The organism is Nostoc foliaceum FACHB-393 (assembly GCF_014698505.1).
Taxonomy (GTDB): domain Bacteria; phylum Cyanobacteriota; class Cyanobacteriia; order Cyanobacteriales; family Nostocaceae; genus Nostoc; species Nostoc foliaceum_A.
Genome location: NZ_JACJTD010000015.1, coordinates 52,059 through 73,604 on the forward strand (window position 1 = coordinate 52,059; position 21,546 = coordinate 73,604).

22 protein-coding genes and 1 pseudogene are annotated in these 21,546 nt (G+C 41.3%); 10 read left to right on the forward strand and 13 right to left on the reverse strand.

What is annotated here, in order from left to right:
* Window positions 1-544: 544 nt before the first annotated feature.
* Window positions 545-868, reverse strand: a complete 324-nt coding sequence (locus H6G92_RS14445; protein WP_190894371.1) for a hypothetical protein — start codon at window positions 866-868, stop codon at window positions 545-547.
* A 287-nt stretch (window positions 869-1,155) separates the two neighbouring features.
* On the opposite strand from H6G92_RS14445, the gene H6G92_RS14450 reads away from it, so the two are divergent.
* Window positions 1,156-1,929 carry an MlaE family lipid ABC transporter permease subunit gene (locus H6G92_RS14450; protein WP_190894372.1) on the forward strand — a complete coding sequence of 258 codons (774 nt, stop codon included), beginning with the start codon at window positions 1,156-1,158 and terminating at the stop codon, window positions 1,927-1,929.
* 184 nt (window positions 1,930-2,113) lie between these two features.
* Here the strand turns inward: H6G92_RS14450 and H6G92_RS14455 are convergent, their stop codons facing one another.
* On the reverse strand, window positions 2,114-2,563 hold the full coding sequence (locus H6G92_RS14455) for a hypothetical protein (protein WP_190894373.1): 450 nt from the start codon (window positions 2,561-2,563) through the stop codon (window positions 2,114-2,116).
* 229 nt (window positions 2,564-2,792) lie between these two features.
* A complete protein-coding gene (locus H6G92_RS14460) occupies window positions 2,793-4,394 on the reverse strand; it encodes an alkaline phosphatase D family protein (RefSeq protein ID WP_190894374.1) in 1,602 nt (533 codons plus the stop codon).
* A 478-nt stretch (window positions 4,395-4,872) separates the two neighbouring features.
* Between H6G92_RS14460 and H6G92_RS14465 the strand changes: the two genes are divergently transcribed.
* Window positions 4,873-5,424: a PEP-CTERM sorting domain-containing protein gene (locus H6G92_RS14465; protein WP_190894375.1), complete on the forward strand. Its 552-nt coding sequence runs from the start codon at window positions 4,873-4,875 to the stop codon at window positions 5,422-5,424.
* A gap of 483 nt (window positions 5,425-5,907) precedes the next feature.
* Entirely contained in the window at window positions 5,908-7,305 is a 1,398-nt protein-coding gene (locus tag H6G92_RS14470) for a sensor histidine kinase (protein ID WP_190894440.1), read from the forward strand.
* A gap of 88 nt (window positions 7,306-7,393) precedes the next feature.
* Here H6G92_RS14470 and H6G92_RS14475 read toward each other — a convergent pair whose 3' ends face one another.
* From H6G92_RS14475 to H6G92_RS14485, 3 genes are all read right to left on the reverse strand, one after another.
* The gene (locus tag H6G92_RS14475; RefSeq protein ID WP_190894376.1) at window positions 7,394-8,497 is read right to left on the reverse strand and encodes an AI-2E family transporter; all 1,104 of its coding nucleotides are present in this window, start codon (window positions 8,495-8,497) and stop codon (window positions 7,394-7,396) included.
* 123 nt (window positions 8,498-8,620) lie between these two features.
* Window positions 8,621-9,052 carry an NUDIX hydrolase gene (locus H6G92_RS14480; RefSeq protein WP_190894377.1) on the reverse strand — a complete coding sequence of 144 codons (432 nt, stop codon included), beginning with the start codon at window positions 9,050-9,052 and terminating at the stop codon, window positions 8,621-8,623.
* A 21-nt stretch (window positions 9,053-9,073) separates the two neighbouring features.
* Window positions 9,074-9,547 carry a hypothetical protein gene (locus H6G92_RS14485; protein ID WP_242059130.1) on the reverse strand — a complete coding sequence of 158 codons (474 nt, stop codon included), beginning with the start codon at window positions 9,545-9,547 and terminating at the stop codon, window positions 9,074-9,076.
* A gap of 300 nt (window positions 9,548-9,847) precedes the next feature.
* On the opposite strand from H6G92_RS14485, the gene folD reads away from it, so the two are divergent.
* From folD to H6G92_RS14500, 3 genes are all read left to right on the forward strand, one after another.
* The gene (gene folD, locus H6G92_RS14490; RefSeq protein ID WP_190894379.1) at window positions 9,848-10,726 is read left to right on the forward strand and encodes a bifunctional methylenetetrahydrofolate dehydrogenase/methenyltetrahydrofolate cyclohydrolase FolD; all 879 of its coding nucleotides are present in this window, start codon (window positions 9,848-9,850) and stop codon (window positions 10,724-10,726) included.
* 138 nt (window positions 10,727-10,864) lie between these two features.
* A complete protein-coding gene (gene crtE, locus H6G92_RS14495; protein WP_190894380.1) occupies window positions 10,865-11,797 on the forward strand; it encodes a geranylgeranyl diphosphate synthase CrtE in 933 nt (310 codons plus the stop codon).
* 270 nt (window positions 11,798-12,067) lie between these two features.
* A complete protein-coding gene (locus H6G92_RS14500) occupies window positions 12,068-12,523 on the forward strand; it encodes a divergent PAP2 family protein (RefSeq protein ID WP_190894381.1) in 456 nt (151 codons plus the stop codon).
* Window positions 12,524-12,639: 116 nt separating this feature from the next.
* Here the strand turns inward: H6G92_RS14500 and H6G92_RS14505 are convergent, their stop codons facing one another.
* From H6G92_RS14505 to H6G92_RS14520, 4 genes are all read right to left on the reverse strand, one after another.
* Window positions 12,640-13,323: a hypothetical protein gene (locus H6G92_RS14505; RefSeq protein WP_190894382.1), complete on the reverse strand. Its 684-nt coding sequence runs from the start codon at window positions 13,321-13,323 to the stop codon at window positions 12,640-12,642.
* Window positions 13,324-13,536: 213 nt separating this feature from the next.
* Window positions 13,537-13,866: an MgPME-cyclase complex family protein gene (locus H6G92_RS14510; protein ID WP_190894441.1), complete on the reverse strand. Its 330-nt coding sequence runs from the start codon at window positions 13,864-13,866 to the stop codon at window positions 13,537-13,539.
* A 65-nt stretch (window positions 13,867-13,931) separates the two neighbouring features.
* Window positions 13,932-14,651 carry a SnoaL-like polyketide cyclase gene (locus tag H6G92_RS14515; protein ID WP_190894383.1) on the reverse strand — a complete coding sequence of 240 codons (720 nt, stop codon included), beginning with the start codon at window positions 14,649-14,651 and terminating at the stop codon, window positions 13,932-13,934.
* A 100-nt stretch (window positions 14,652-14,751) separates the two neighbouring features.
* A complete protein-coding gene (locus H6G92_RS14520; protein WP_190894384.1) occupies window positions 14,752-15,474 on the reverse strand; it encodes a pyridoxine 5'-phosphate synthase in 723 nt (240 codons plus the stop codon).
* Window positions 15,475-15,579: 105 nt separating this feature from the next.
* Here H6G92_RS14520 and H6G92_RS14525 point away from each other — a divergent pair, with 105 nt between their 5' ends.
* From H6G92_RS14525 to H6G92_RS14535, 3 genes are all read left to right on the forward strand, one after another.
* Window positions 15,580-16,248 (forward strand): DUF1345 domain-containing protein, encoded by a 669-nt coding sequence (locus H6G92_RS14525; RefSeq protein WP_190894385.1) that lies wholly within the window; start codon window positions 15,580-15,582, stop codon window positions 16,246-16,248.
* Window positions 16,249-16,363: 115 nt separating this feature from the next.
* Window positions 16,364-16,609: a ChaB family protein gene (locus H6G92_RS14530; protein WP_190894386.1), complete on the forward strand. Its 246-nt coding sequence runs from the start codon at window positions 16,364-16,366 to the stop codon at window positions 16,607-16,609.
* 176 nt (window positions 16,610-16,785) lie between these two features.
* The gene (locus tag H6G92_RS14535) at window positions 16,786-16,959 is read left to right on the forward strand and encodes a hypothetical protein (RefSeq protein ID WP_190894387.1); all 174 of its coding nucleotides are present in this window, start codon (window positions 16,786-16,788) and stop codon (window positions 16,957-16,959) included.
* On the opposite strand, the gene H6G92_RS14540 is transcribed toward H6G92_RS14535, so the two are convergent.
* The gene (locus H6G92_RS14540) at window positions 16,919-18,145 is read right to left on the reverse strand and encodes an RNA-guided endonuclease InsQ/TnpB family protein (RefSeq protein WP_190894388.1); all 1,227 of its coding nucleotides are present in this window, start codon (window positions 18,143-18,145) and stop codon (window positions 16,919-16,921) included. The two genes, H6G92_RS14535 and H6G92_RS14540, sit on opposite strands and share 41 nt — an antisense overlap.
* Window positions 18,146-18,268: 123 nt before the next feature.
* Between H6G92_RS14540 and H6G92_RS14545 the strand changes: the two are divergent.
* Window positions 18,269-18,724, forward strand: a pseudogene (locus tag H6G92_RS14545) (GNAT family N-acetyltransferase); the annotation flags it as partial.
* A 46-nt stretch (window positions 18,725-18,770) separates the two neighbouring features.
* On the opposite strand, the gene H6G92_RS14550 reads toward H6G92_RS14545, so the two are convergent.
* Both H6G92_RS14550 and H6G92_RS14555 read right to left on the reverse strand, forming a co-directional pair.
* Window positions 18,771-18,938 (reverse strand): hypothetical protein, encoded by a 168-nt coding sequence (locus tag H6G92_RS14550; protein WP_190894390.1) that lies wholly within the window; start codon window positions 18,936-18,938, stop codon window positions 18,771-18,773.
* A 150-nt stretch (window positions 18,939-19,088) separates the two neighbouring features.
* The gene (locus H6G92_RS14555) at window positions 19,089-21,506 is read right to left on the reverse strand and encodes an ATP-dependent helicase (protein ID WP_190894391.1); all 2,418 of its coding nucleotides are present in this window, start codon (window positions 21,504-21,506) and stop codon (window positions 19,089-19,091) included.
* Window positions 21,507-21,546: the final 40 nt, after the last annotated feature.

Sequence of the window (21,546 nt, forward strand, 5' to 3'; positions counted from 1 at the left end):
TCTCTTTCCTTAAGCAAACCGTATTGAAAGTGCTAAAGCTAGTTTTGAGGGTTTGTTGTAAGCACTTTAGTGGTTAGAAGATAAGAATAAGAACTAAAGTCCTTACGACGAACTTACTTATACTGATTACCTGTGAAGTTGCATAGAACAAGTGGCAAAATTTCATTGTCTCACCAAGCCTGATTTGGTGGAGTTTCTTAGAGAATTGGTATTATCCATCAAAAAGCCGGTCGTGAAAACCGGGTTTTGAAGCGTAAACAATGGGGCTATATTCCCCGAAGGTTATTTATAGAGGTTAAGTATAATATCGATGCTTTAATATGTACTACCACCCCAATGATATCGATTCCAGAAAATTAGTTAAGAATTTTTGCATAGCCTTTATCTTCCAAAATACAGCAAGCAACTGGCAGCCTCAGCGTGTAGGATTGAGAAATATTAATTTTCTGAATTTTGCTGATGAATAATGCATTTGGTAGCTGGCAAGAATGGCTAACAGTATTCGCCTATCTAGGTTTTACGGTCTTTATTATCTGGTGTGTGTTTACCGCCGAGAAGAATTAAAAAAGCTGCATATCATCTCACCAGGGTCGTTTTGCTCAAAGGGCAAAATTGTTCCACTTTGTTGAATCTTGACTCGTTCCCGACAATTATAAACCTCAGTGGGTCTTTTTACTCCATCTACACTAATGGTTGCCCTGTATTCCCAATAATTTTTAGCACTTCGGTTGATACTGAGAATGCAAATCTTGTGATGTAGCCCCTCGTAAACATTGTAATTGCGGCATACAGATGCAAAAGCTGGGTGTGCTACGCTTACGAATAGTATCATAAATAACACAAAAGCTACGGTTTTTATGTTGTTCATAAAAAATTATTTAACATTACATTATTTGGAAATATTATTAAATATTTAAACCCTTTGAGTTGAACCATGCCTAAACACCTCCTCAACTTTGAGGGTAAACATCCAGTCCGTCTGTTCATGTACCATACCCTAAGACCAATTCTTAATACCTACGGGAAACTGCGTCTATGTAATTGAGAAAGTCAGATTACATCTGGCTGGGTTTCCTACCATTTGTATCTGTAGTCTTATTTTGGAGAATTGACATAACATATGTGCAAAAAAAGCCAGTCTTAAGGACAATAAAATTGCGAATAAAAACAAATTTCGAGCAATCTGAGATTATACGCTGTTTTGCGGCAGTACTGCTTTTCGGTCAAGTGTGGCTACATTTTCTCCAGGGAAAAACTTACTATCGCAAGATTCTGCAACATCTGGTTACTGCTGGGCCAGGTTCTATCTCTCCAGTTCTGCTTGTCAGCGGTTTTGCAGGAATGATTTTTACTATTCAGACAGCGAGGGAATTAGTGCGATTTGGTGCTGTCAATGCTGTGGGAGGTGCTTTTGCCTTAGCTTTTTGCAGAGAATTAGCTCCAATTTTGACCGCTAGTATTATGGCGGGACAAGTAGGTTCTGCTTTTGCAGCAGAAATAGGTGCAATGCGAGTCACAGAGCAAATTGATGCACTTTATATGCTCAAAACTGATCCAATTGATTATCTAGTACTTCCTAGAGTAATTGCTTGTTGTTTGATGGTGCCTTTGATGACGATTTTGGCTTTAGTTACAGGCATCATCGGCGGAGTTTTTGCTGCTTCACAGTTTTACAAAATTATTCCCGAAATATTTTTAGAATCAGTCAGAAATTTTTTAGAACCATCAGATTTGTTTATTATTTTGCTAAAAGGGTTTATTTTTGGAGTGCTGGTTGCTGTGATTGGCTGTAGTTGGGGTTTAACTACTAAAGGAGGAGCAAAGGAAGTAGGAGAATCTGCAACCAAAGCAGTTGTTACTAGTTGGGTATCAATTTTTATCATGGATTTTTTCCTTTCTCTACTGCTGTTTGAACAGCCTGCATTTTGAACCCAAGTATTAAAGAACAAGATTCCCGGCTTTTTTAAGAAGCCGGGAATCGGAGGTAAAAAGGAAGTTGTGGGTAAGTAATACTGGTTCTGAAGCGTTGGTGCGGCCCACCGTACCCCTACGGGGAAGCAAGCTACGCGTAGCGTCTCCTAGAGAAGGCATCGCTAGCCTTTTTGGGTATACTTCAAAACGTTAGCGAAATTTGGGAATATATTAACTTGTAGATTAGCGCACCCAAGGCCAAACCTGTCAATGAAAAGATAGATGCAGTCCAAAAGGCTAACCCTTCCCTAAGACCTGCTATTTGAAAATCTATCCTGACTAATATGGTCGCCGAAATGATCAGTAAAGTATCAAGAAATATCCGAAACCAGGCAATCATAATAAAAAATAAGAAAGCTGCTAAGACGGCAACGCCAAAAGACCTAGTATTTGATTTAAGCAAAATACTGAAGTAATATGTCATTTTCGGCCAGGGAGTGGTCAGTGTTATTATTAAAATCAAGATAGCAACCACAGTCACCAGCCACACAAACAGAGGAGCACGCGTTTCAGATATTACCCAGCCCAAAGTACTGTAACTCAGCAGTACTAGCGCCAGGGACACCCAAGGAACTCTTTTCAAAATTAGCATGGGTTGATATTCCTAGTACGGGGTCAAGGTCTTATTCCATTACTGAATTTTATAACTCAGCCTTCGCATAATCCGAACTCGATGCGTGATTCAATCATACCGTCATCCAGCAGCGCAGATTTTTTCTTCTTTAATATCTCAGCAAAGAAACAACATAGCCAGCAAACAGAGTAAAAAATTGCGTAATTACTCTATCTAACTGGCTATATTCCGCTCCACTTGTAGTAACTTATTTTTCTGGTGGCAAATCTATACTGTAAAGAGTTTCTCCTACCAAGTTACGCAGTGTTACTGTCATCACTTTTGTATTTCTATCAATTTTAACTCCTCCAAAGAATTGCAAACCTTCACTTGGGGGCCGATTTGCTTTTGTACCTGGAGGAAGGCTTTGAAATATCAATTGTGGGCCAAAAGTATTTTCCAACTGGTTTGGCCCAAATGTGCCAGAGTTAAGAGGCCCGGCGACGAACTCCCAAAAAGGCTTAAAGTCGGTAAATTGGGCTTTACTGGGGTCGTAATAGTGGGCTGCTGCATAATGGACATCAGCAGTTAACCAAACAACATTCTGAATATTCTTGTTTTTAATAAATCGTAATAAGTCGGCAAGTTCTAGTTCTCTTCCTAAAGCTGGGCCATCTCCGTTAGCCCAAGCTTCAAAGTCCGTGCTACCGTCTCTAACTATTAGTCCTAAGGGCATATCACTAGCAATTACTTTCCATGTTGCTTTTGATGAGAGCAATTGTCTTTTCAACCATTGCACTTGTTGTCTGCTCAAAAATTCTGTTTCTTTACTTGACACTGGCTGACGATTAGGCGTGTTTGGCCCCCGATAGGTGCGTTCATCCAACATGAAAATATCTAATAACGGGCCATAGTTGAAAGAGCGATAAATTCTTGCTTTATCTGGATTTTCAGTTGCATACCCAATAGGTAGATATTCTAAAAATGCTTGTCTTGCCCTTTGGGCTAGCAAGTTAACATCCTTAACTATGTAGCGGTCATCGTTAAGAAGAAATTCCCCAGGATACCAATTATTTGTAGTTTCATGGTCGTCCCACTGTGCCAATATGGGAACTTCAGCGTTGAAACGCTTGATGTTTTCATCCAGCAAATTGTATATATAGTTGCCACGAAATTCTGTGAGAGTTTCTGCTACTTTTGATTTTTCTGGTGTAGTGATATTTCTCCAAATAGTGCCGTCGTCTAGAGTTACTTGTGATTGAATTGGGCCATCTGCATAAATATTATCGCCAGAATGAATGAAAAAGTCAGGATTAAGTTGGCGCATAGTTTCGTAAATTTTCATCCCACCGAAATCAGGATTAATCCCCCATCCCTGACCGGCAGTGTCACCACCCCAAACAAAGAATATATCTCGTCCAAATTTGGGAGGAGTTCGGAAACTGCCATAAAAAGGAGCGCTGTAAGTGCCTTTATAATCTAAATCTTGGAAGATTACCCGATAAAATAATTGTTGGTCTGGTGGCAGGTTCCTCAGATAAAGTCGTGCTGTAAAGTCGCTATTTTTTAAAGCATTGGGTCCCACAACGCGCTGTACATTGCGAAAAGATTCGCTGGTAGAATATTCTACTACCATTTTGGCAGGGCGATCGCTGCGACTCCAAATGACGATGCTATCGTTGGAGATATCTCCGCTAGCTACGCCATAAGGTATAGCAGGACGCATTTTATCGGAGGTGATAATTGCAGGCGCTTGAGCAAAAACTTGTGATTTGGATACAAGATTTGTAGCAATAATTCCACCTGCTGTGATAGTTGAACGGAGCAAAAACTGGCGACGATTTAGCTGTAATGGACGATTAGATTCCATGATAAATAATGGCAAGCTTAAGAAGTATTACAGGATAAGTATTTAGCACATTCTGTTATAGCAATAAGTAAAGATTGGGTTATCCAAGGGTTAATAAAAAGCTTTGCACCATTTATAATTACAATTAATATAAATTAACTTACACTGTTTACCTGTGAGGTTGCATAGAAACAATGGATTAGAGCAAGTTGTCTCACTCAGAAAATTAGGCTTTGTGCAGCCTTTTAAAGAATTGGTATTAGCTATTATCTTTACCTCAGATTAAAGTCTGCTTAAACTCACGGACTCAAAATAATTTAACTGCAAGTAATTAGTCACTTATTTCCTTTCTTTGAACAGTGTTCATAAATAATAATCACTGTTTGAATTGGTGGAAAGTTTTGCAAATAAGCAAGGAGATAAGGAAGTTAGAGTTAGCTTAATTTTTAAATTTTGTAGTCTGTATTGCTTGCAGAAATTTATCGTGAGGAAAACTGCAATGAAATTGGTGCCAAAATTAGTATTTGCTGCTAGTCTTACTCTGGCTTTGACTACTATAAATGCAAAATCTGCATCTGCTGCACTTGTGAATTATGCTTTTACCGTTGATAGTCCGATAAATAGAGGAAAAGGCTTTTTTAGCTTTGATGACTCAACTTTCAGTAATGACAGCATTCCAGAAGCGATAGTTAAGTCACTTTATTTCCAATTCGACGGAGACTCTACCATTTATACCGAAAAAGATGATTTAAACTATCCAGACTTTCCTATTGTATTTTCAACCACATTTTTAACAGAACAAGCGTCTTCTGTGGGATTAGATTATGCATTTGATCAAAAAGCTAATCCTTCAAATTCTAGAAGTTACGAAATCATTGGTGAGGATTTTACAATTTTTTCTAGGACTTCACCAAATACTGAAGTTTTTTCTGGTAAAGTGTCTTATAGAAAAGTACCTGAGCCTACAAACTTAGGTGCTACTCTTTTTGCTTGTGGTCTTGCTTGGATCTTGAAGAAAAATACAACATCAATAGAAAAGGTTAAATCTTAACCTTTTTTTGAGACAGCTAATATTGTTTGTAGTAACTCATTGAAAACAATAGATAATTGATTCATTATAAAGCAATGAAGTATGAGAAATTTGTACTTCATTCTTTTTTTGCCGACCGCTCAGAGTTTTTTCATTCTATGTTAAAAACATGCTCGTGAAGAAGCGATGTCTAATGATAAGCCCTGACGCTCGTTCCCCCTTGGTGTATCGTAGACAAGACTCGTTATCGCTCTTAGCGTCTCCCCTTCTCTGCGAGACGTAGTGCAAAGCGAGAAGACTGCTACCCCCTCACCGCTAAATATGTACGCAGTCAGAAAAGTATTGGATTTCCTGAAGTACTTTATATTCCCATATCTGCTTTGTGAATTTTGGGTCGCAATTTGGGAAACATAAGTTTGTAACGATTGATGAACTTTGAAATTATAGAGACGGATATTCAAGATGTTACCAGAAATATTACCTCAGCAGTCAAGGCTTGAGAGTATGCTGACTATGGGTGGCATAACAAATGCTAATGAGTCAAACTTGCGATTAGAGTCAACTTTGCAAGAATTACCCTGTTGGCAGGTTCACATCGAAGTAGAGCGTCCAGGTAATGATTTAGCTATGCTCTTTAAGCAAGAGCCTTTACTGCCGGGAATTATTTTAAATAATAATCAACAGTATGTGGGGATGATTTCGCGGCGGAAATTTTTTGAGCATATGAGTCAAACCTATAGTTTGGCACTATTTTCTATAAGACCAATTAAAATTCTTTACAAGTTTTTCCAGCAAGAGATATTAGCATTGTCTGAAGATATGCTCATTGTCAATGCCACTCAGGCAACTTTGCAACAATCACCTCAAATTGCTTATGAGCCGATTTTAGTGAAAACTTCGTCTGGAAAATATAAGCTCGTCGATTTTCATCAATTACTCTTAGCTTACTCTCAAATTCATGTCTTAACACTTGTTGAATTAAAGGAAGTAGAGGAACAATCTAGAGTCGCTAAAGTAGGTTTTCGTGATCTTCAACAGAACTATACGCAATTAATCCAGAATGAAAAAATGGCTGCCTTAGGACAACTCGTTGCTGGTATTGCACATGAAATCAATAACCCCGTCAACTTTATTGCTGGTAACCTTGTTCACGCCATCGAATACAGTCAAAATCTACTCAATCTTATTAGATTATACCAACAATGTTATCCTGAACCAGAAGCGGATATTAAAACTGCGATCGCACAAATTGAACTGGATTTTTTAAGTACTGATCTCCCCCATCTTCTCACCTCTATGGAGGTTGGCACCAAACGAATCGAGCAAATCATTCTTTCCTTACGAAATTTTTCTCGTCTTGATGAGTCTGAGAAAAAATTAGTTGATATTCATGAAGGTATTGATAGCACACTGTTAATTTTACAAAGTCGTCTCAAAAATAACCAATTCGGTGGAAGCATAAACATAATTAAGGAATACAGTGATATTCCCCAAGTTGAGTGCTACGCTGGATTACTTAATCAGGTGTTTATGAATATTTTGGCGAATGCCATTGATGCGATAGAAGAGTCATTAGCCATTAGCCATAACCTGCGCGAAGGCGAAGCACCTACTTCATCGCTAAGGGATAAAGGCAAAATTTGCATTCATACTCAACTCACTGATGACAAGCAAGTAATGATTCGTATTTCCGATAATGGCCCGGGAATCCCAGAGAGCATCCAAAACCGATTATTTGATCCCTTTTTCACCACTAAACCCGTTGGTAAAGGAACTGGACTAGGTTTATCTATCAGCTATCAAATTGTTGTAGAAAAACACGGTGGTCAGCTACAATGCATGTCAGCTATTGGCAAAGGGACTGAGTTTATTATTAAAATTCCCGTTCCACTTAATTATTAACAAGTTTAAAAAACAAGCCATAAGTAAGGGATAGATATTTTTATAAATAGTCAATATTGCCAGTTTTACTTCACTTAGATATTGAATTTCAACTATAAGTTCCTGCTGTTTCACTAGTCACCTTTACAGGTTCTGACACGATATCATCTATTTTATTAAACTCTCCAGCCCGCCAGCTATCTGTTGTATCTTTGATAAAACTAGCAATAGGGATCGCAATTAACAAGCCCAGCACTCCTCCCAATTTTGCCCCCAACAGCAAAGAAATTACCACCCACACGGGATTTAAACCAGTTAAATTACCGAGAATTCTAGGTGCTATAAAGTTAGAATTAACTTGGTCGATGGCAACAGCTACACCTAAGACTTCAACTCCTAACCAAAAGTTTTGCAGCGCCACCAACAAACTTACTATGGCAATACCTACTCCTGTACCAAAGGGGAAAAGAGAAAATAAACCAATACCGATGCCAAAAAGCAGAGCCAAGGGAACTTGCAGCGCCAAAAATGCCAGTGTAATTGTCACCCCCAACACAGCTCCCAATGTTGCTTGACCAATAAAGTAATTGTGGAAATCCTCTCGCAGTAATTCCCGTACTCTTAACCCAATGTTATGGGGAAACCACTGAAAAATTCCGTCCCAAAGACGTTCGCCGTTCAATATTAGGTAGATGGTCAAAACTACCGCCAGCAAGACGTTGAGGACAATACCAATGGTATCGACGGCAAAACCAAGAATTCTACCAGTGAAGGATTGCAGTTGATTAGATAATCGTTCAAGAACTTGGGTAAATAAACCACTTAAATTAATGGGAAGCTGTTGTTGACTTAACGCCCAATCTTGGAAAGCTTGCAACTGCTGAGTACCAGAATCAATCCAACTAGGCAAGATATTCGCTAGTTCGTTAAGCTGTTGGATAATCAGGGGAACCAAGGTGATGCCTAAAGCTACTAAAACCACTACAGTTAAAAGTAACACTCCCCCGATCGCTAGGTTGCGTTTCACCCCTTGTTCTTGGAGAAACTGGATTGGATAGTTCAAGACAAAAGCTAGTAGAATAGCTGCGGCAATAATGCTGACCAAGGGTTGAAAGTACTGTATAACCTGGAGTAATAGCCAACCGTTGAGAATAGCAATGGGAAATGCCAATCCTATAGTTAACCATCGCGGTAGTTTGTTTGCTGATTGCATTAGTGATTACTCCACAAGAGTTCTAACTTTATTTTGGCTTCAGTTTGGATTTATGAAAAAGCATATCGTCATCTAGGAGATCATGCTGCAATTGCAATATGGGCAAGCAGGGATAAACTGAGTTTATTGGTTTGTCTCTATAAAATCCAACATAATTCGTTGATGCATATTCCCCAAAGGTCGCACTTCACCAGCGTTTTGCGAATAACAGTTACCCTGGTGAATATCTTCTGGGGTCAATAACCCCATATCCCATCCTTCAGTCAAAACCAGTTGATTTAATTCCACTAAGAGTGGTGCATGAAAGACATGACGGACTACTCTTTCGTCGGGATAACAGCCAAATTCCATAAAGGGTGGTAGGTTGTAGCCGATTTCTTCTAAGATTTCTCGCTTCACAGCTACCTCTGGCGTTTCACTAGGTTCGACATGACCGCCAAATAGTGCCCAGTAACCAGGGTAGAGAATACCGGGGATGTTGTCGCGCAGCTGCATGAGAAACTTGTTATTTTGGTAGAGAATTGCGATCGCTACATGCACCGGTTTATTGTTCATATGTTCATTTTTAATTCCTGATTACTCTTCTTCTAGATAAACTTCCCCCAATTCTTTACCAGCTAAGGGGATACTTCGGTAGCGAACTTTACCCTTAATTACCACTTGTGCCCCCTCGACCAGATTCTTTTGATTGGTGACAACCCAAATTTTGCCAGTCGAGTCATTAATTTGATAAGCCCACTGCTTCATCAGAGGAGCTTGCTTTTCCACCTGACCTTGGATGTAAACTATAGCCTGATTGTCTTGTTCTGGTTTAATTTCTCGAATTGGGGTGACATTGCTACCAATTTTGAAATTACTCCTATTCAAGCCAGACGAAGTTAAACTACCACAACTACAAAGTCCTACCATCAATAAACAAATCAGCCCCAAGCGGTAGGGAATCATCCCGTGCCCGTACAAGAACGAAAGGGACAAATTTCTTGTTTGTTGCATGAAAGCCACCGATTGAGCAAATTTTTGCTTCACTGCTTGCTTTGTCGCCAGTTTCATCAGGTCTGTTCCCATCTATACTATTCTCTGCGCTTTCAGAAACACACTCTCAACTGAGCAAAAAATGTTCTGAATTTCATCCTTAATTCTTTATTCTTCAGATAACGCCATTGATCTGAGAAAATAAGCATTATGGATTTACTGTGAGAAAAACGCTACGACATCAAACAGGATCACAAAAGTAGTTAAAAGTCAAGAGTCAAAAATCAATATTTTAACTCTGGATTTTAGACTGTTGACTCCGCCTAGACCAGAAGCGGCTGAATTTTGACAAAATGGCGAATATAGCTGGGAATTCTCATGGAAACAAAAACTGCCAAACTCCTTGATGGTAAAGCAATAGCAGCAAAAATTCAGCAAGAACTTTCTGTTGCCATTACACAATTACAACCAAAAATTGGACGACCCCCTGGTTTAGCAGTGCTGATGGTTGGCGATAATCCAGCGTCAGCAGCTTATGTTCGTAATAAAGAAAAAGCCTGCGCTAAAGTTGGCATCGCCTCCTTTGGTAAGCATTTTCCCGCCCAAACTACCTTTGAGGAGTTAGAAGAGGTAATCGCTGCACTAAACCACGATGAACGGGTGGATGGAATTCTAGTGCAGCTGCCCTTACCTAACCACTTGGATGCTGTGGCTTTGCTACATCAAATTGATCCCGATAAAGATGCTGATGGACTGCACCCAGTTAACTTGGGGCGACTAGTACGGGGAGAAACCGGTTTACGCAGCTGCACCCCTGCTGGTGTGATGCGGCTTTTAGAAGAATATGAAATTCCCTTGCAGGGAAAACAGGCAGTAGTGGTGGGACGCAGTATTTTGGTGGGTAAGCCGATGGCACTGATGCTTCTAGAAGCTGATGCCACAGTTACGATCGCTCACTCGCGATCGCATGACCTCAAAACCATCACCCAAAATGCTGATATTCTAATTGCAGCAGTAGGTCATCCCGGACTGATCACTGCTGATATGGTGAAACCGGGCGCTGTTGTGGTAGATGTGGGAATGAATCGCGTCACCGATCCTAGTGGCAAAAGTCGCTTAATTGGCGATGTCCACTTTGAATCAACAGCTGCTGTAGCAGAATTTATCACCCCCGTTCCTGGTGGTGTTGGCCCTATGACTGTCGCCATATTGTTGCAAAATACATTTGCCAGCTATTCCAGGGCGGTAAGAGAGTGAGGAGTGAGGAGTGATGAGTTAAGAGTTATTAATCTTAATTCCTAACTCCTAACTCCTAACTCTTCATTTTTTCAGCGCCACAGCACCTTAAAATTGTGACGTATAAGACAAAAATCCCAAAATGTCAGGAACTTAAGAATGGTAGCAACTGATAACGTTCAAAAGACACCACCAGAGGAAGCCACGTTTAACTTAGCAGCTTATCTGAAAGAGCGACAAAAGCTTTGTGATAATGCTTTGGATCAGGCTATCCCCATCATTTATCCAGAAAAGATTTATGAGGCGATGCGCTACTCGTTATTAGCTGGAGGCAAGCGTGTACGTCCCATTCTTTGCCTTGCTACCTGTGAAATGATGGGTGGAACCATCGAAATGGCCATGCCAACAGCTTGTGCTGTGGAAATGATCCATACAATGTCGTTGATTCATGACGACCTCCCAGCGATGGATAATGACGATTACCGTCGTGGGAAGCTGACAAATCATAAAGTCTATGGCGATGATGTGGCGATTTTGGCTGGGGATGGCTTGTTGGCTCTCGCTTTTGAGTTTGTTGCCCTTCAAACCCCCCAAAGCGTTCAGAGAGAGCTAGTCTTGCAGGTAGTTGTCCGTCTTGGTCGGGCGCTGGGAGCAGCTGGTTTGGTCGGCGGTCAAGTTGTCGATTTAGAGTCGGAAGGTAAATCAGATATTTCCCTAGAAACGCTAAATTTCATTCATAAACACAAAACGGCCGCTCTTTTGGAAGCTTGCGTAGTTTGTGGTGGGATCATAACTGGGGCATCACCTGAAGATTTACAACGACTGACCCTTTATGCTCAAAATATTGGGCTAGCATTCCAAATCATAGATGATATTCTGGATATCACTTCTACTCAAGAGCAATTAGGCAAAACAGCTGGTAAAGACCAAAAAGCCAAGAAAGTGACCTATCCCAGCCTTTGGGGACTTGAGGAATCGCGCTCAAAAGCCCAAGAGCTAGTTAAAGCAGCTTGTGCGGAATTAGAACCATTTGGGGAGAGAGCCAAGACACTCCAAGCGATCGCTCATTTTATTATCAGCCGCAATAACTAGTACAGCTTTGCGGAATTTGTAATTCCTATACCGCAAGCGTTTTATTGATTTGGAATGGGTGGTTTATTTACACCATACTGTACTACTACCGCCCAGCGGAATTCACTCATTCAAAATTCCAAAAGCTTATTTGATCAGCTTTTAGGCTATTTTGAATCATTGGTCTGTTTCCGCCATGATGTACTAGGTTAATTTTGGATTTTGGGTTGAATCTAAATGTTTCCTCAACCGACAACTGCTGCTAATATTTACTAACCTAACCAAAATCCCATGCAGGACATAGGCAACATTTTAGACAACCGGGTGCTGCTGGTTGCTCTGGTAGCTTGTTTAATTGCTCAAGCACTAAAGCTCGTAGTCGAGATCATCAAACATCGCAAACTGAATGTACGTGTTTTGGTGACAACCGGAGGGATGCCCAGTGCCCATTCAGCTTTAGTTACAGCTCTAGCCGCTGGTGTAGGGCAAACACTGGGTTGGGCATCTCCTGATTTTGCCGTTGCGATCGTTTTTGCCATCATCGTCATGTATGATGCGGCGGGAGTTCGTCAAGCGGCTGGTAAGCAAGCTCGTATCCTCAATCAAATGATTGATGAATTATTTCATGAAAAACCAGACTTTAGTCAAGACCGTCTGAAGGAATTACTAGGACATACACCAGTTCAGGTAATAGCTGGGTCGGCTTTGGGTATAACTATCTATTGGTTAGCTAGGTCTGCTTATTAAGCTAGGGCAATGAATCTTTGTTTGAGCCACTATTTGTAATTGGTAACTGGTAATTTGTCAGCTGACAAATTACCACTCTGGTAGACCGCATCAGTATTTCAGCAAACTTAATATCACTACAACCGAACAGTTGAGCGCAGCAGAATCACCTTACGGCTATCTACTATACTTCCAACAAAACCGCCATTGTTCAGCTTCTGCAATGTGTTGTATGCTTCAGTTTGGTTAGTGGTATAAACTGCCAACAAGTAAGGGCGTTGTCCATAAGAAACAAAACCTACGTTACCTCCCACTACTTGCTGCACACTATTTACTAGTTCAGGACGATTGTAATAATCTACTAGCACTGCATAACCCTCTCCTAATGCTTGAGGATTATAAACTGTCTGCTGAGGTTGCTGTAGCTGTGCCTGTTGCTGTTGCCGCGGCGGCTGCTGTGCTTGTGCTAGTGGCTGCGCATCTGGCGTTGTTGGTCGAGTCGTAATGATGGCAGACAAGCCAACAATATTGCTGACATACCTTGCCCATCGATTGGCATCATCAATTTTGTTAAAGCCCCCAATCCGCGTTACAGTCTCGTTGAGATATTTGCAGGTAATGGTCTTCAATTCAGGCGGTAAGGCACTACGCAACTGCTTTTGATTATCTGCTGTGGGACTAACTACTAATAAAAGATACTCACCCGCATTTGGTGGTTGACAAAGGGGAATAGCTTGTTGGGCAAAGACAGAACTCATGCCACTAATCAAGCCTGCAATCGCTAATCCTAAAACACTTGGTAAAGTCTGAAATCTATGCACAAAAGTTAGATTATGTAAATCAAGGTGTCTTAGAAGATTTTATAAGAAAAAAGCTGAAAACCCAGCTACTTCAGTATGAGGATGAAAGGAATGTCAAAAAAAATATTTTGTTCTTACCAAATAAAATTGGGGAGTGAGGGGTTCAGAAGGGAATAGGCTACAGGTTACAGGGGACAGATTATTTTCTATTACCTGTAACCTCTCTCCTCAAGATTAGGAAACAGCAGCAAGCGATGCCAAGGCATCAGGTATTGTCTCAGAAGGAGCCTGGAATTCACCAGTACTGACGTACTCTAAGCGCAGTTTTAACCAAGTAATAAATTGGGGATTAGTAGAAATAATCGCTACTGCTGGTTGGGGACACTTTGCCTTTAGCTCTGTAAACTGAGGTGTTTCCAAGAAAGCTGGTTGCTGAACCAACCAAAAATCTATTTGTTTTTCTTGTTCGTGGTAGTGACGGGTGCGTTCTTTGAGAACTTCGTGTGTCGGTTCTTCTTCGAGAAGAAAGCGCTGACTGGCCAAAACGTAATAATATGTTTGCATTTTCATCCTTTGGTTGCTATGTGAATAATTTAAGGGCACAGCATTGCACTCTGTACCCTTAAAAACTAACTTTTGTGGGATTTCTTGAACCAAGAACTGAACGGACAAGCACTTCCCTGTTTTTGGGCATTTATCTGTTTGCCACCAGATGTTAGCTTTTCCAGGAACAGATTATTGTCGAAGTAGTGTTCCAAGGAAATAACCTTCAAGTCATCGGTAACTTTTGCAATGCTCATGCCGATAATTTCTACTGTCTCTCCAGTAGGTGCATGGCCTTTGTATTCTCCTTTAAAATGTCCCCAATGCCGCCACTTGAATGTGACGTTTGGTGGTCCTGAGAAAACCTCCAGCACTTCCCAAGGGAATCCTTGGGGAAATGTTGTGTGAAAGACTTTTGCAGATGATTCAAAGCTTTCTTCTGAAGCCTTGTAATGTTCTGAATCAGCCATAAATAGATTGTAAGTACCTTGGGCTGATAAATCTGCTGCTGTGTACTCTACTCCACCATTAGTACTCACGCGGAACTTATCATTCACAATAGATAACCACTGTTGTGGATTAGCTTTGAATGATACCTCCATCTCAAAGGTTCGCACTAAGTTTTGCACGATCGCTTCTAGTGTACCTTCAAGGTGATTATAGATACTTTCTTGAGCGAGATTCTCTTTTGAACGGGAATAATCAGGCGGTGTCTGATAACGCCACTCAACATCTGTGCTTTCTGCTATCACCTTATCCCGATCCTGTACCCAAAGCGGCAGGTTGTTAGACTGTGTTGCGCTCATAGAAGTTTTTGCTGAAGATTTGATCCCAATTTCTAGATTTCGCAGTGACAACCCCTCTAGGTTATAAGTTATAGTTTCTTCCCCTATTCCCTATCCCCTATCACCTGTCCCCTCTTATAGCTTGTTTCATCTCGCGGACTGCCCTTTCCATACCTACTAATGCTGCCCGACTGATGATGGTATGTCCAATGTTCAGTTCTTCCATACCTGGAAGCGCAGCTACTGGATAGACGTTCCAGTAGGTGAGTCCATGACCAGCGTTGACACGCAATCCTCGTTGAATTGCTTGTTCACACCCTTTAGCTAATATGGCTAATTCTCGGTGGCGATTTGTTTCATTCTTAGCCTCAGCATATTGTCCGGTGTGCAATTCAATAAACTGCGCCTGCACCTTGACAGATGCTTCAATTTGTGCTGGCTCTGCGTCGATAAATAAACTAACTGGAATGTTAGCACTTTGCAATTTATCAACTATCTCACCTATTCTAGCAATTTGCCCGATAATATCTAATCCACCTTCTGTTGTGACTTCTTCACGCTTTTCGGGGACTAAAGTCACGTAATCTGGTTTGATATCGAGAGCGATCGCTAGCATTTCATCTGTAGCGGCCATTTCTAAATTAAGATGTGATCGTACTGTTTGCCGCAACAGTCGCACATCCCTATCTTGGATATGCCGCCGATCTTCGCGTAGATGCACCGTAATCCCATCTGCACCCGCTAATTCTGCCAGCACCGCCGCTGCCACGGGGTCTGGTTCCACTGTCCGCCGTGCTTGCCGGATAGTGGCGATGTGGTCAATGTTAACGCCAAGTGTAGGCACCCCAAATTTCTCCCAAATCCACAGTCCTCAGAACTTGATTTTACCGGAAATAGCGGGAATTTTCCTTGAGGAGCTACAGACACATTAAATGCGATCGCAATATTTGTGAAACTTAATTTATTTAAAAATTTTGACCCCCGCCCCAGACTGATCATTGCTGTCGGACTTGCTGTATTAGTTACAGTAATCCTTCCACCTTGGCTGCACTTACCAACTCGCATTCTCTGCGCTTGGAACTCCGGTGCTGACTTTTTCTTAGCCGTAACCTGGTGGAAAATGATCAAGGCTACCCCAGAAAAAATTCGCCGTTATGCTGAAAATGAATATGAAGGACATTTGGCTATATTCATGCTGGTGATAGCTGCGGCTTGTGCTAGTGTTTTAGCGATCGGGTTTTTACTAACTGATAAAAAAGGGTTGTCAACAATTCTGCTTACCCTACATGTCATACTCTCAATTATGACTATTGTTGGTTCCTGGTTGCTAGTACATACAATGTTTGCAGTGCAATATGCACACAGCTATTACAAATATATTAGCCCTAATAATAGAGAAGAAATCGCCGGAGGTTTAGATTTTCCTCATAACGACTATCCAGACTATTGGGAATTTTTATATTATTCTTTTGTAATTGGCATGACTAGTCAAGTTTCAGATGTTGAGACGAGATCGCGCGATATGAGACGCTTGACTCTTTTACATAGTGTATTATCCTTCTTTTTCAATACCACCATTTTAGCTATGAGTATCAATATCATTGCATCCCTGATTTAAAAATCGCTTGACTCAGCCAAAAGTATGATTGTTTACTTCTCTACTTCCAGAAAGAGGAAATTACATTGCAAGTTTTTTTAACATGAAATTAACTTGAGATCCTCGGAGTAAGTTTATGGCTGATAAAACAATAAATGAATTGCCTGATGAAATTAGAGAACAGTTACCTGAACACGCGCAGCAGATTTTTGTAGCAGCATTTAATGCTGCTCAAAGTAATGGTATGAGTGAAGAGGGTGCGCGTGATGTTGCTTGGAATAGTGTAAAGAATGAATACGAACCAGGCAATGAAGGGAAATGGCAGAGAAAGCCTGAAGACACAGCTATACATAATAAAGCTGTTGTGTCTGGTGGTAATTAAGTAAATTTAAGCTTGGCATAGGTTAGAGGTAAGACAAAAATTTAAAGGGAATTCCATTCTTCCGAAGCGGGTATGGAATTCCCTTTCCTGTTTGATGATTTTTGCAAGATGATAGACATTTTGAACCAACTATAATTATTTAAATACTGGACTGGCTAGAAAAATTCACACAGGATATGCTGATTCAACAAGACGAAATAGCTATTCGTCTCATGCAAGATCAAATGCCTGATTATGAGTTGATGGCAAAATGGTTAACTGATGCACAAGTTTTGAAATTTTATGAAGGAAGAGTTGACACTCCCCGCACTAAAGTGACGGGGATTCTTGGTTCCCTGACTCGCCGTTAGACAGCAGGCTTGCGCCAACTGCCCAAGAGGGCAAATCTCCCCAAGCGTAGCTTCCGGTGTGCCCCACCGTAGTTAATCCAAGTTTGAGAATATTGATGCTAGCGTTTACGTCCCTATCTTCTACATAGTTGCAGTGAGGACAAACGTGAGTCCTTGTAGATAGAGATTTTTTGACCTTTTGACCACAGTTAGAACAGTTCTGACTTGTATTATGGGGAGGCACAGCAACCGTTACCTTCCCATATTTGTGCCCAAAATATTCTAACCATTGACGAAAAGTTGACCAACCAGCATCAGATATTGATTTAGCTAGATGTCGGTTCCTGACCATGCCTTTTACATTCAAGTCTTCATAGGCTACCAAATCGTTAGATTGGATGACGGAGTACGCTAATCTCTTGCAATACTCTTTTCGCTGCCTACTTACTCTTAAATGTTTACGAGCATACCTATTTCTAGCTTTGTGGTAGTTGGCTGACTGTTGCTTTTTGTCTTTCTTTTTAGACAAATCGTATTTTTTGGACTTCTTGCGATTAGCACGGTTTAACTGTTTTTCAGACTTACGGTAAAACTGGGGTGATGGCTCTACATTACCTTTGTTATCAGCAATGAAATACTTTAGCCCCAAGTCAATACCTAGCACTTGACCAGTAGGTTGAGTTTCAACTTTCTGGTCAACACTTATCGCAAATTGAGCGTAATACCCATCAGCGCGACGTACTAAACGCACACGTTTAATTTGCTTAATGTCGTAGTGGTTCAGGTCATAAGTTCCTTTTAGTTTCAAGGTTCCTATACCTTTCTTGTCTGAGAAAGTTATAGATTTACGAGTAGTAGAAAGCTTCCATCCAGTTGTTTTGTACTCCACTGAACGACAATGTTTCTTAAACTTTGGAAAGCCTTTTTTACCTTTAACCTTCTTTTTGCAGCTATCGTAAAATCTACTAATTGCGCTCCACGCACGTTCTGCCGCAGATTGCCGAGCCATTGAATTGAGTTCCGATGCAAAGGGAAATAAATCAGCAAGTACAGCACAATATTTATTCAAGTCGTATTTACTCAAGCCTTTAACATCCATCCACTGCCTTAAGCACTTGTTTTGGATGAATTGAGATGTACGGATAGCGTCATCTATCGCCCTATATTGCTTGTCTCTTCCTTTGATTTTAAACTCGTAAATTATCATGAAGGCTCGACCAACCAACTACATTCTTATCTTACCACAATTAGCATAACAATGCTGAATAAATTCAGCAGTTCGCTTATATCCCTCGAATAGAATTCGGGGGTTTTACGCATCACGCTTCATAATCCTTTTGATTTAGAAAGAATCATAGAAACGTACAAACCTATGATCAGGGGAGATGAGCCGGTTGTTCCGTGTCTGTTTTACTATCAAAATATTCCCATTGGTTATTTGCAGTATTGTGCGCTCAATGACTTATCGCAAATCGATAGACAATTGTATCATCTCGACCAAACTGATCATGTCTACGGAATTGACTTGTTCATAGGCGAAACCGACTATTGGAACAAGGGAATTGGTACAGAAATTCTGTCAGCTGTTATCACCTATCTTTTTGAACAGCGGCAAGCTCATAAAATTGTCATAGACCCACACGTTGACAATCCTCGCGCTATCCGCTGCTATGAAAAATGTGGTTTTGTGAAGGTAAAACTATTGCCCGCGCATGAACTGCATGAAGGAGAATACTCAGATTGTTGGCTCATGGCAATAGACCGAAAGAATCCATTGCACGCCTAATTTACGCATCACGACTGGGAAGTTGCTATGAGAGGATGTCACTAAATTAACTCGCGTGCTCCCAGTCACTAAGTAACTCATGCTGTTGTACTATTTTCTTGCATTTGCGGAATGGTACTTTAGGAGTACCAATATTCATGCCAGGAAAACACTGTTTTTTAGTCTTGGTGAGTCTATTTTCTTGTGCCGTTGAACTGATTTGTTGGGTTTTCATTGGTAAATAGATTTTCTGATTAAAACCTGAGCATCAATTTATAACATTAATTTTCAAACGGCAAATTCCACTTTAGGTAGGTTATTTTCTACAAATATTCTGGGACAATCTGATCGCTAGTGACTGTAGATTCCATTCCATGAGTCTTGCTCATGCTTGTTTAGTCATTACTGCTAAATTCACCACACATTCAGGAAATTGGCGTTTTAATGCTGGAAATACAGGACAAGGCGCTTGTTCTTGTAAATTCTCCGGTTTACTCCAAGTAAAGGGGGCTTTCTGCGCTGCTGACATCCATACCAAACGCTTTGCTCGTGTCATTGCAACGTATAGTAAACGGTACTCCTCAGATATTTTCAAGTGCTTTGCTTGTTCCCATGCTTGTGTGACATCTGGTATGGTAGTTTCTCCGTGGAGAGCAGCACGAATTTGGGCGCGGGCTACTTCTGATAAAGTAAAATCCCCTAAGAACTGGCTTTGGGGAGGAACCCAAAATCTACCAGGAATCAAGTTTTCGTGGAGAAAGGGAAGAAACACATAGTCCCAATCTAGCCCTTTGGCTTTGTGCATGGTAATAATGGTCAGTTGACCGCGACGAGTGTAACGTTCTTCCGAATCTTCGGTTTCTACTGGTTCAAACCGTTCGGAACTGACGATTTCACTTAAAGCTGACAGCATTCCCCCCATCGAACTATTGCCAGCTATTTGTTGGTTTACCCGTTCTGCGAGTTTGTCAGCAGTCGCCAATTCTGCTTGGTCGTAATTTAAGGTCAAGGCGAGAAAGGAAATTAGCTGGTACAAGGGCAATTCCAAGCGGGCGCGAAGTAAATTGCGACACAAACGAGCGGCTTTTTGGACTGTATCTGGCTGGGGTGCTGCTAGGGGGCCAGGATACAAAAATTCTTCTGGAAGACTAGCAAGGGCGTTAAGGTCTTGGGTAGGAATTAATTGGCGTTGTACTAATGCTTCTAATGCGGCTTTGAGGTAATCGGGGGAGTGGGGGCGATCGCAAAATTGCAGTAATGCTAAAATTTCTTGGGGCACATGGGAACGGCGATCGCGTTCTCCCACATCGTAAAGTATAATTTTATGCTCTTTGCACACAGATGCCAGAGCCTCTGCCAACCATCTTCCTTGGCGATTTTCTCGCACTAAAACCGCTGCACTATTTTGTGTTGGGTCTTCGCCAAATAACTCGATTACTCTTTGAGATAATAATTCAACGGTGTGATGAATATCACGCGGAGTATAAAGTTCCAGTCCTCGTCCTACTGGTGCTGGGTTAGCGTTATCTTGCGGATCGCCAACTTCAACAGGGCGAATTGTCTGCAAGCGAAATGGTACTTGTCGGTTGTCAGGAATCTGTTGTCCGTTATTCGTTTTTACTAAGGATTGATTATTGATCCATTTGAGGGCAAAGTTAGCGGCTTCAATGATAATTCTAGTACTGCGACCAGCTTGATCCATCGTTGCCAATCGTTCGATGCGATCGCACTCTTCGCAAAATTGCCGAAAATAAATCGGATCGGCTGGGGTAAAGGTAGAGTTAATCGCTTGGTTGGGGTCACCAACTCGTACTAGATTGAGTGAGGAGTGAGGATAGACGCGATTAATCGCGTCTGTACTGGGGAGTGAAGAGTCGCCATCACTGGCCAAAATTTCTAACAGCTGCGTCTGTAGGGGACTAGAATCTTGGGCTTCGTCTTCAAAGACTGCGAATACTTGGTTTTGCTCGATGCGACGGGCACTGTCGTTTACTAAAACGCGCAGGGCGGCTAAAATCATATCGTCGTAGTCGATGAAGTCACGCGATCGCATTAAGTTTTGATATTGCTCGTACAATCCCGCCGCTACGCTCAAAATTGCATATTCGTCTGTGGTTTGTTTACTCCACTCCCGCAATTTTTCTGGCGAGATTCCAGAACTTTTTGCTTCATGAATTACCGTATTAGCCAATTCTGGCAATACTTCTGTTCGCAGCACTGATTGGCGACGCAACCTTTCTGTCTCTTCTCCGTCAAATTGATGACCTTCTAATAACCGCAAATATATTCCTGGATTATTTGCAATCCATTGCTCTACGGCTGTCCTGATAAAGCGGTGACTTTGGGTTGGTGTAATTAATGTGACATTTTCTAGTTGCAAACCTGATAAATCAGGATGGCGGCTGGCAATGTTCAACGCTAAACCATGCAAGGTATAGACAAAAAAGCCCGTCTGAGGTAGCGATAATTTCTTTAGGTCTTTGCGAATCTTCGCTTTAATATTGGCAGCAGCGGAGCGAGTAAAAGTAACAACTACCAACTGACGGCGGGAAGATGAACGCTCATACTGACGGGCGATCGCGATCGCCGCCGCTGCCGCCATCCCAGTAGATTTACCCGCACCAGGAACCGCAGAAATAGCCAGGGGGCCAGATTCCCAGTCAGCCATTTGTTGTTGTCCAGGGCGTAGACTGTTGCGGATTGCTAGAATCTTATCCCGTAGAGAAGGAACAGGCGATCGCTCAGACAATTCTGAGGGGAATGATTCTTGAGCCACAGGAGCAGTAAATTTAGAATCTGACATCTCAAAATTTTATATTTTGAATAAATGTTAAATGTTATTT

Excerpts from the sequence above, each read along its gene's own strand:
- crtE (WP_190894380.1), top strand. The coding sequence starts at position 10,865 with ATGGTAGCAACTGATAACGTTCAAAAGACACCACCAGAGGAAGCCACG.
- H6G92_RS14480 (WP_190894377.1), bottom strand. The coding sequence starts at position 9,052 with ATGAACAATAAACCGGTGCATGTAGCGATCGCAATTCTCTACCAAAAT.
- H6G92_RS14485 (WP_242059130.1), bottom strand. The coding sequence starts at position 9,547 with ATGAAACTGGCGACAAAGCAAGCAGTGAAGCAAAAATTTGCTCAATCG.
- H6G92_RS14465 (WP_190894375.1), top strand. The coding sequence starts at position 4,873 with ATGAAATTGGTGCCAAAATTAGTATTTGCTGCTAGTCTTACTCTGGCT.
- H6G92_RS14455 (WP_190894373.1), bottom strand. The coding sequence starts at position 2,563 with ATGCTAATTTTGAAAAGAGTTCCTTGGGTGTCCCTGGCGCTAGTACTG.
- H6G92_RS14510 (WP_190894441.1), bottom strand. The coding sequence starts at position 13,866 with ATGCAAACATATTATTACGTTTTGGCCAGTCAGCGCTTTCTTCTCGAA.
- folD (WP_190894379.1), top strand. The coding sequence starts at position 9,848 with ATGGAAACAAAAACTGCCAAACTCCTTGATGGTAAAGCAATAGCAGCA.
- H6G92_RS14460 (WP_190894374.1), bottom strand. The coding sequence starts at position 4,394 with ATGGAATCTAATCGTCCATTACAGCTAAATCGTCGCCAGTTTTTGCTC.
- H6G92_RS14475 (WP_190894376.1), bottom strand. The coding sequence starts at position 8,497 with ATGCAATCAGCAAACAAACTACCGCGATGGTTAACTATAGGATTGGCA.
- H6G92_RS14500 (WP_190894381.1), top strand. The coding sequence starts at position 12,068 with ATGCAGGACATAGGCAACATTTTAGACAACCGGGTGCTGCTGGTTGCT.
- H6G92_RS14550 (WP_190894390.1), bottom strand. The coding sequence starts at position 18,938 with ATGAAAACCCAACAAATCAGTTCAACGGCACAAGAAAATAGACTCACC.
- H6G92_RS14535 (WP_190894387.1), top strand. The coding sequence starts at position 16,786 with ATGCTGATTCAACAAGACGAAATAGCTATTCGTCTCATGCAAGATCAA.
- H6G92_RS14530 (WP_190894386.1), top strand. The coding sequence starts at position 16,364 with ATGGCTGATAAAACAATAAATGAATTGCCTGATGAAATTAGAGAACAG.
- H6G92_RS14555 (WP_190894391.1), bottom strand. The coding sequence starts at position 21,506 with ATGTCAGATTCTAAATTTACTGCTCCTGTGGCTCAAGAATCATTCCCC.
- H6G92_RS14470 (WP_190894440.1), top strand. The coding sequence starts at position 5,908 with ATGCTGACTATGGGTGGCATAACAAATGCTAATGAGTCAAACTTGCGA.
- H6G92_RS14540 (WP_190894388.1), bottom strand. The coding sequence starts at position 18,145 with ATGATAATTTACGAGTTTAAAATCAAAGGAAGAGACAAGCAATATAGG.
- H6G92_RS14515 (WP_190894383.1), bottom strand. The coding sequence starts at position 14,651 with ATGAGCGCAACACAGTCTAACAACCTGCCGCTTTGGGTACAGGATCGG.
- H6G92_RS14445 (WP_190894371.1), bottom strand. The coding sequence starts at position 868 with ATGAACAACATAAAAACCGTAGCTTTTGTGTTATTTATGATACTATTC.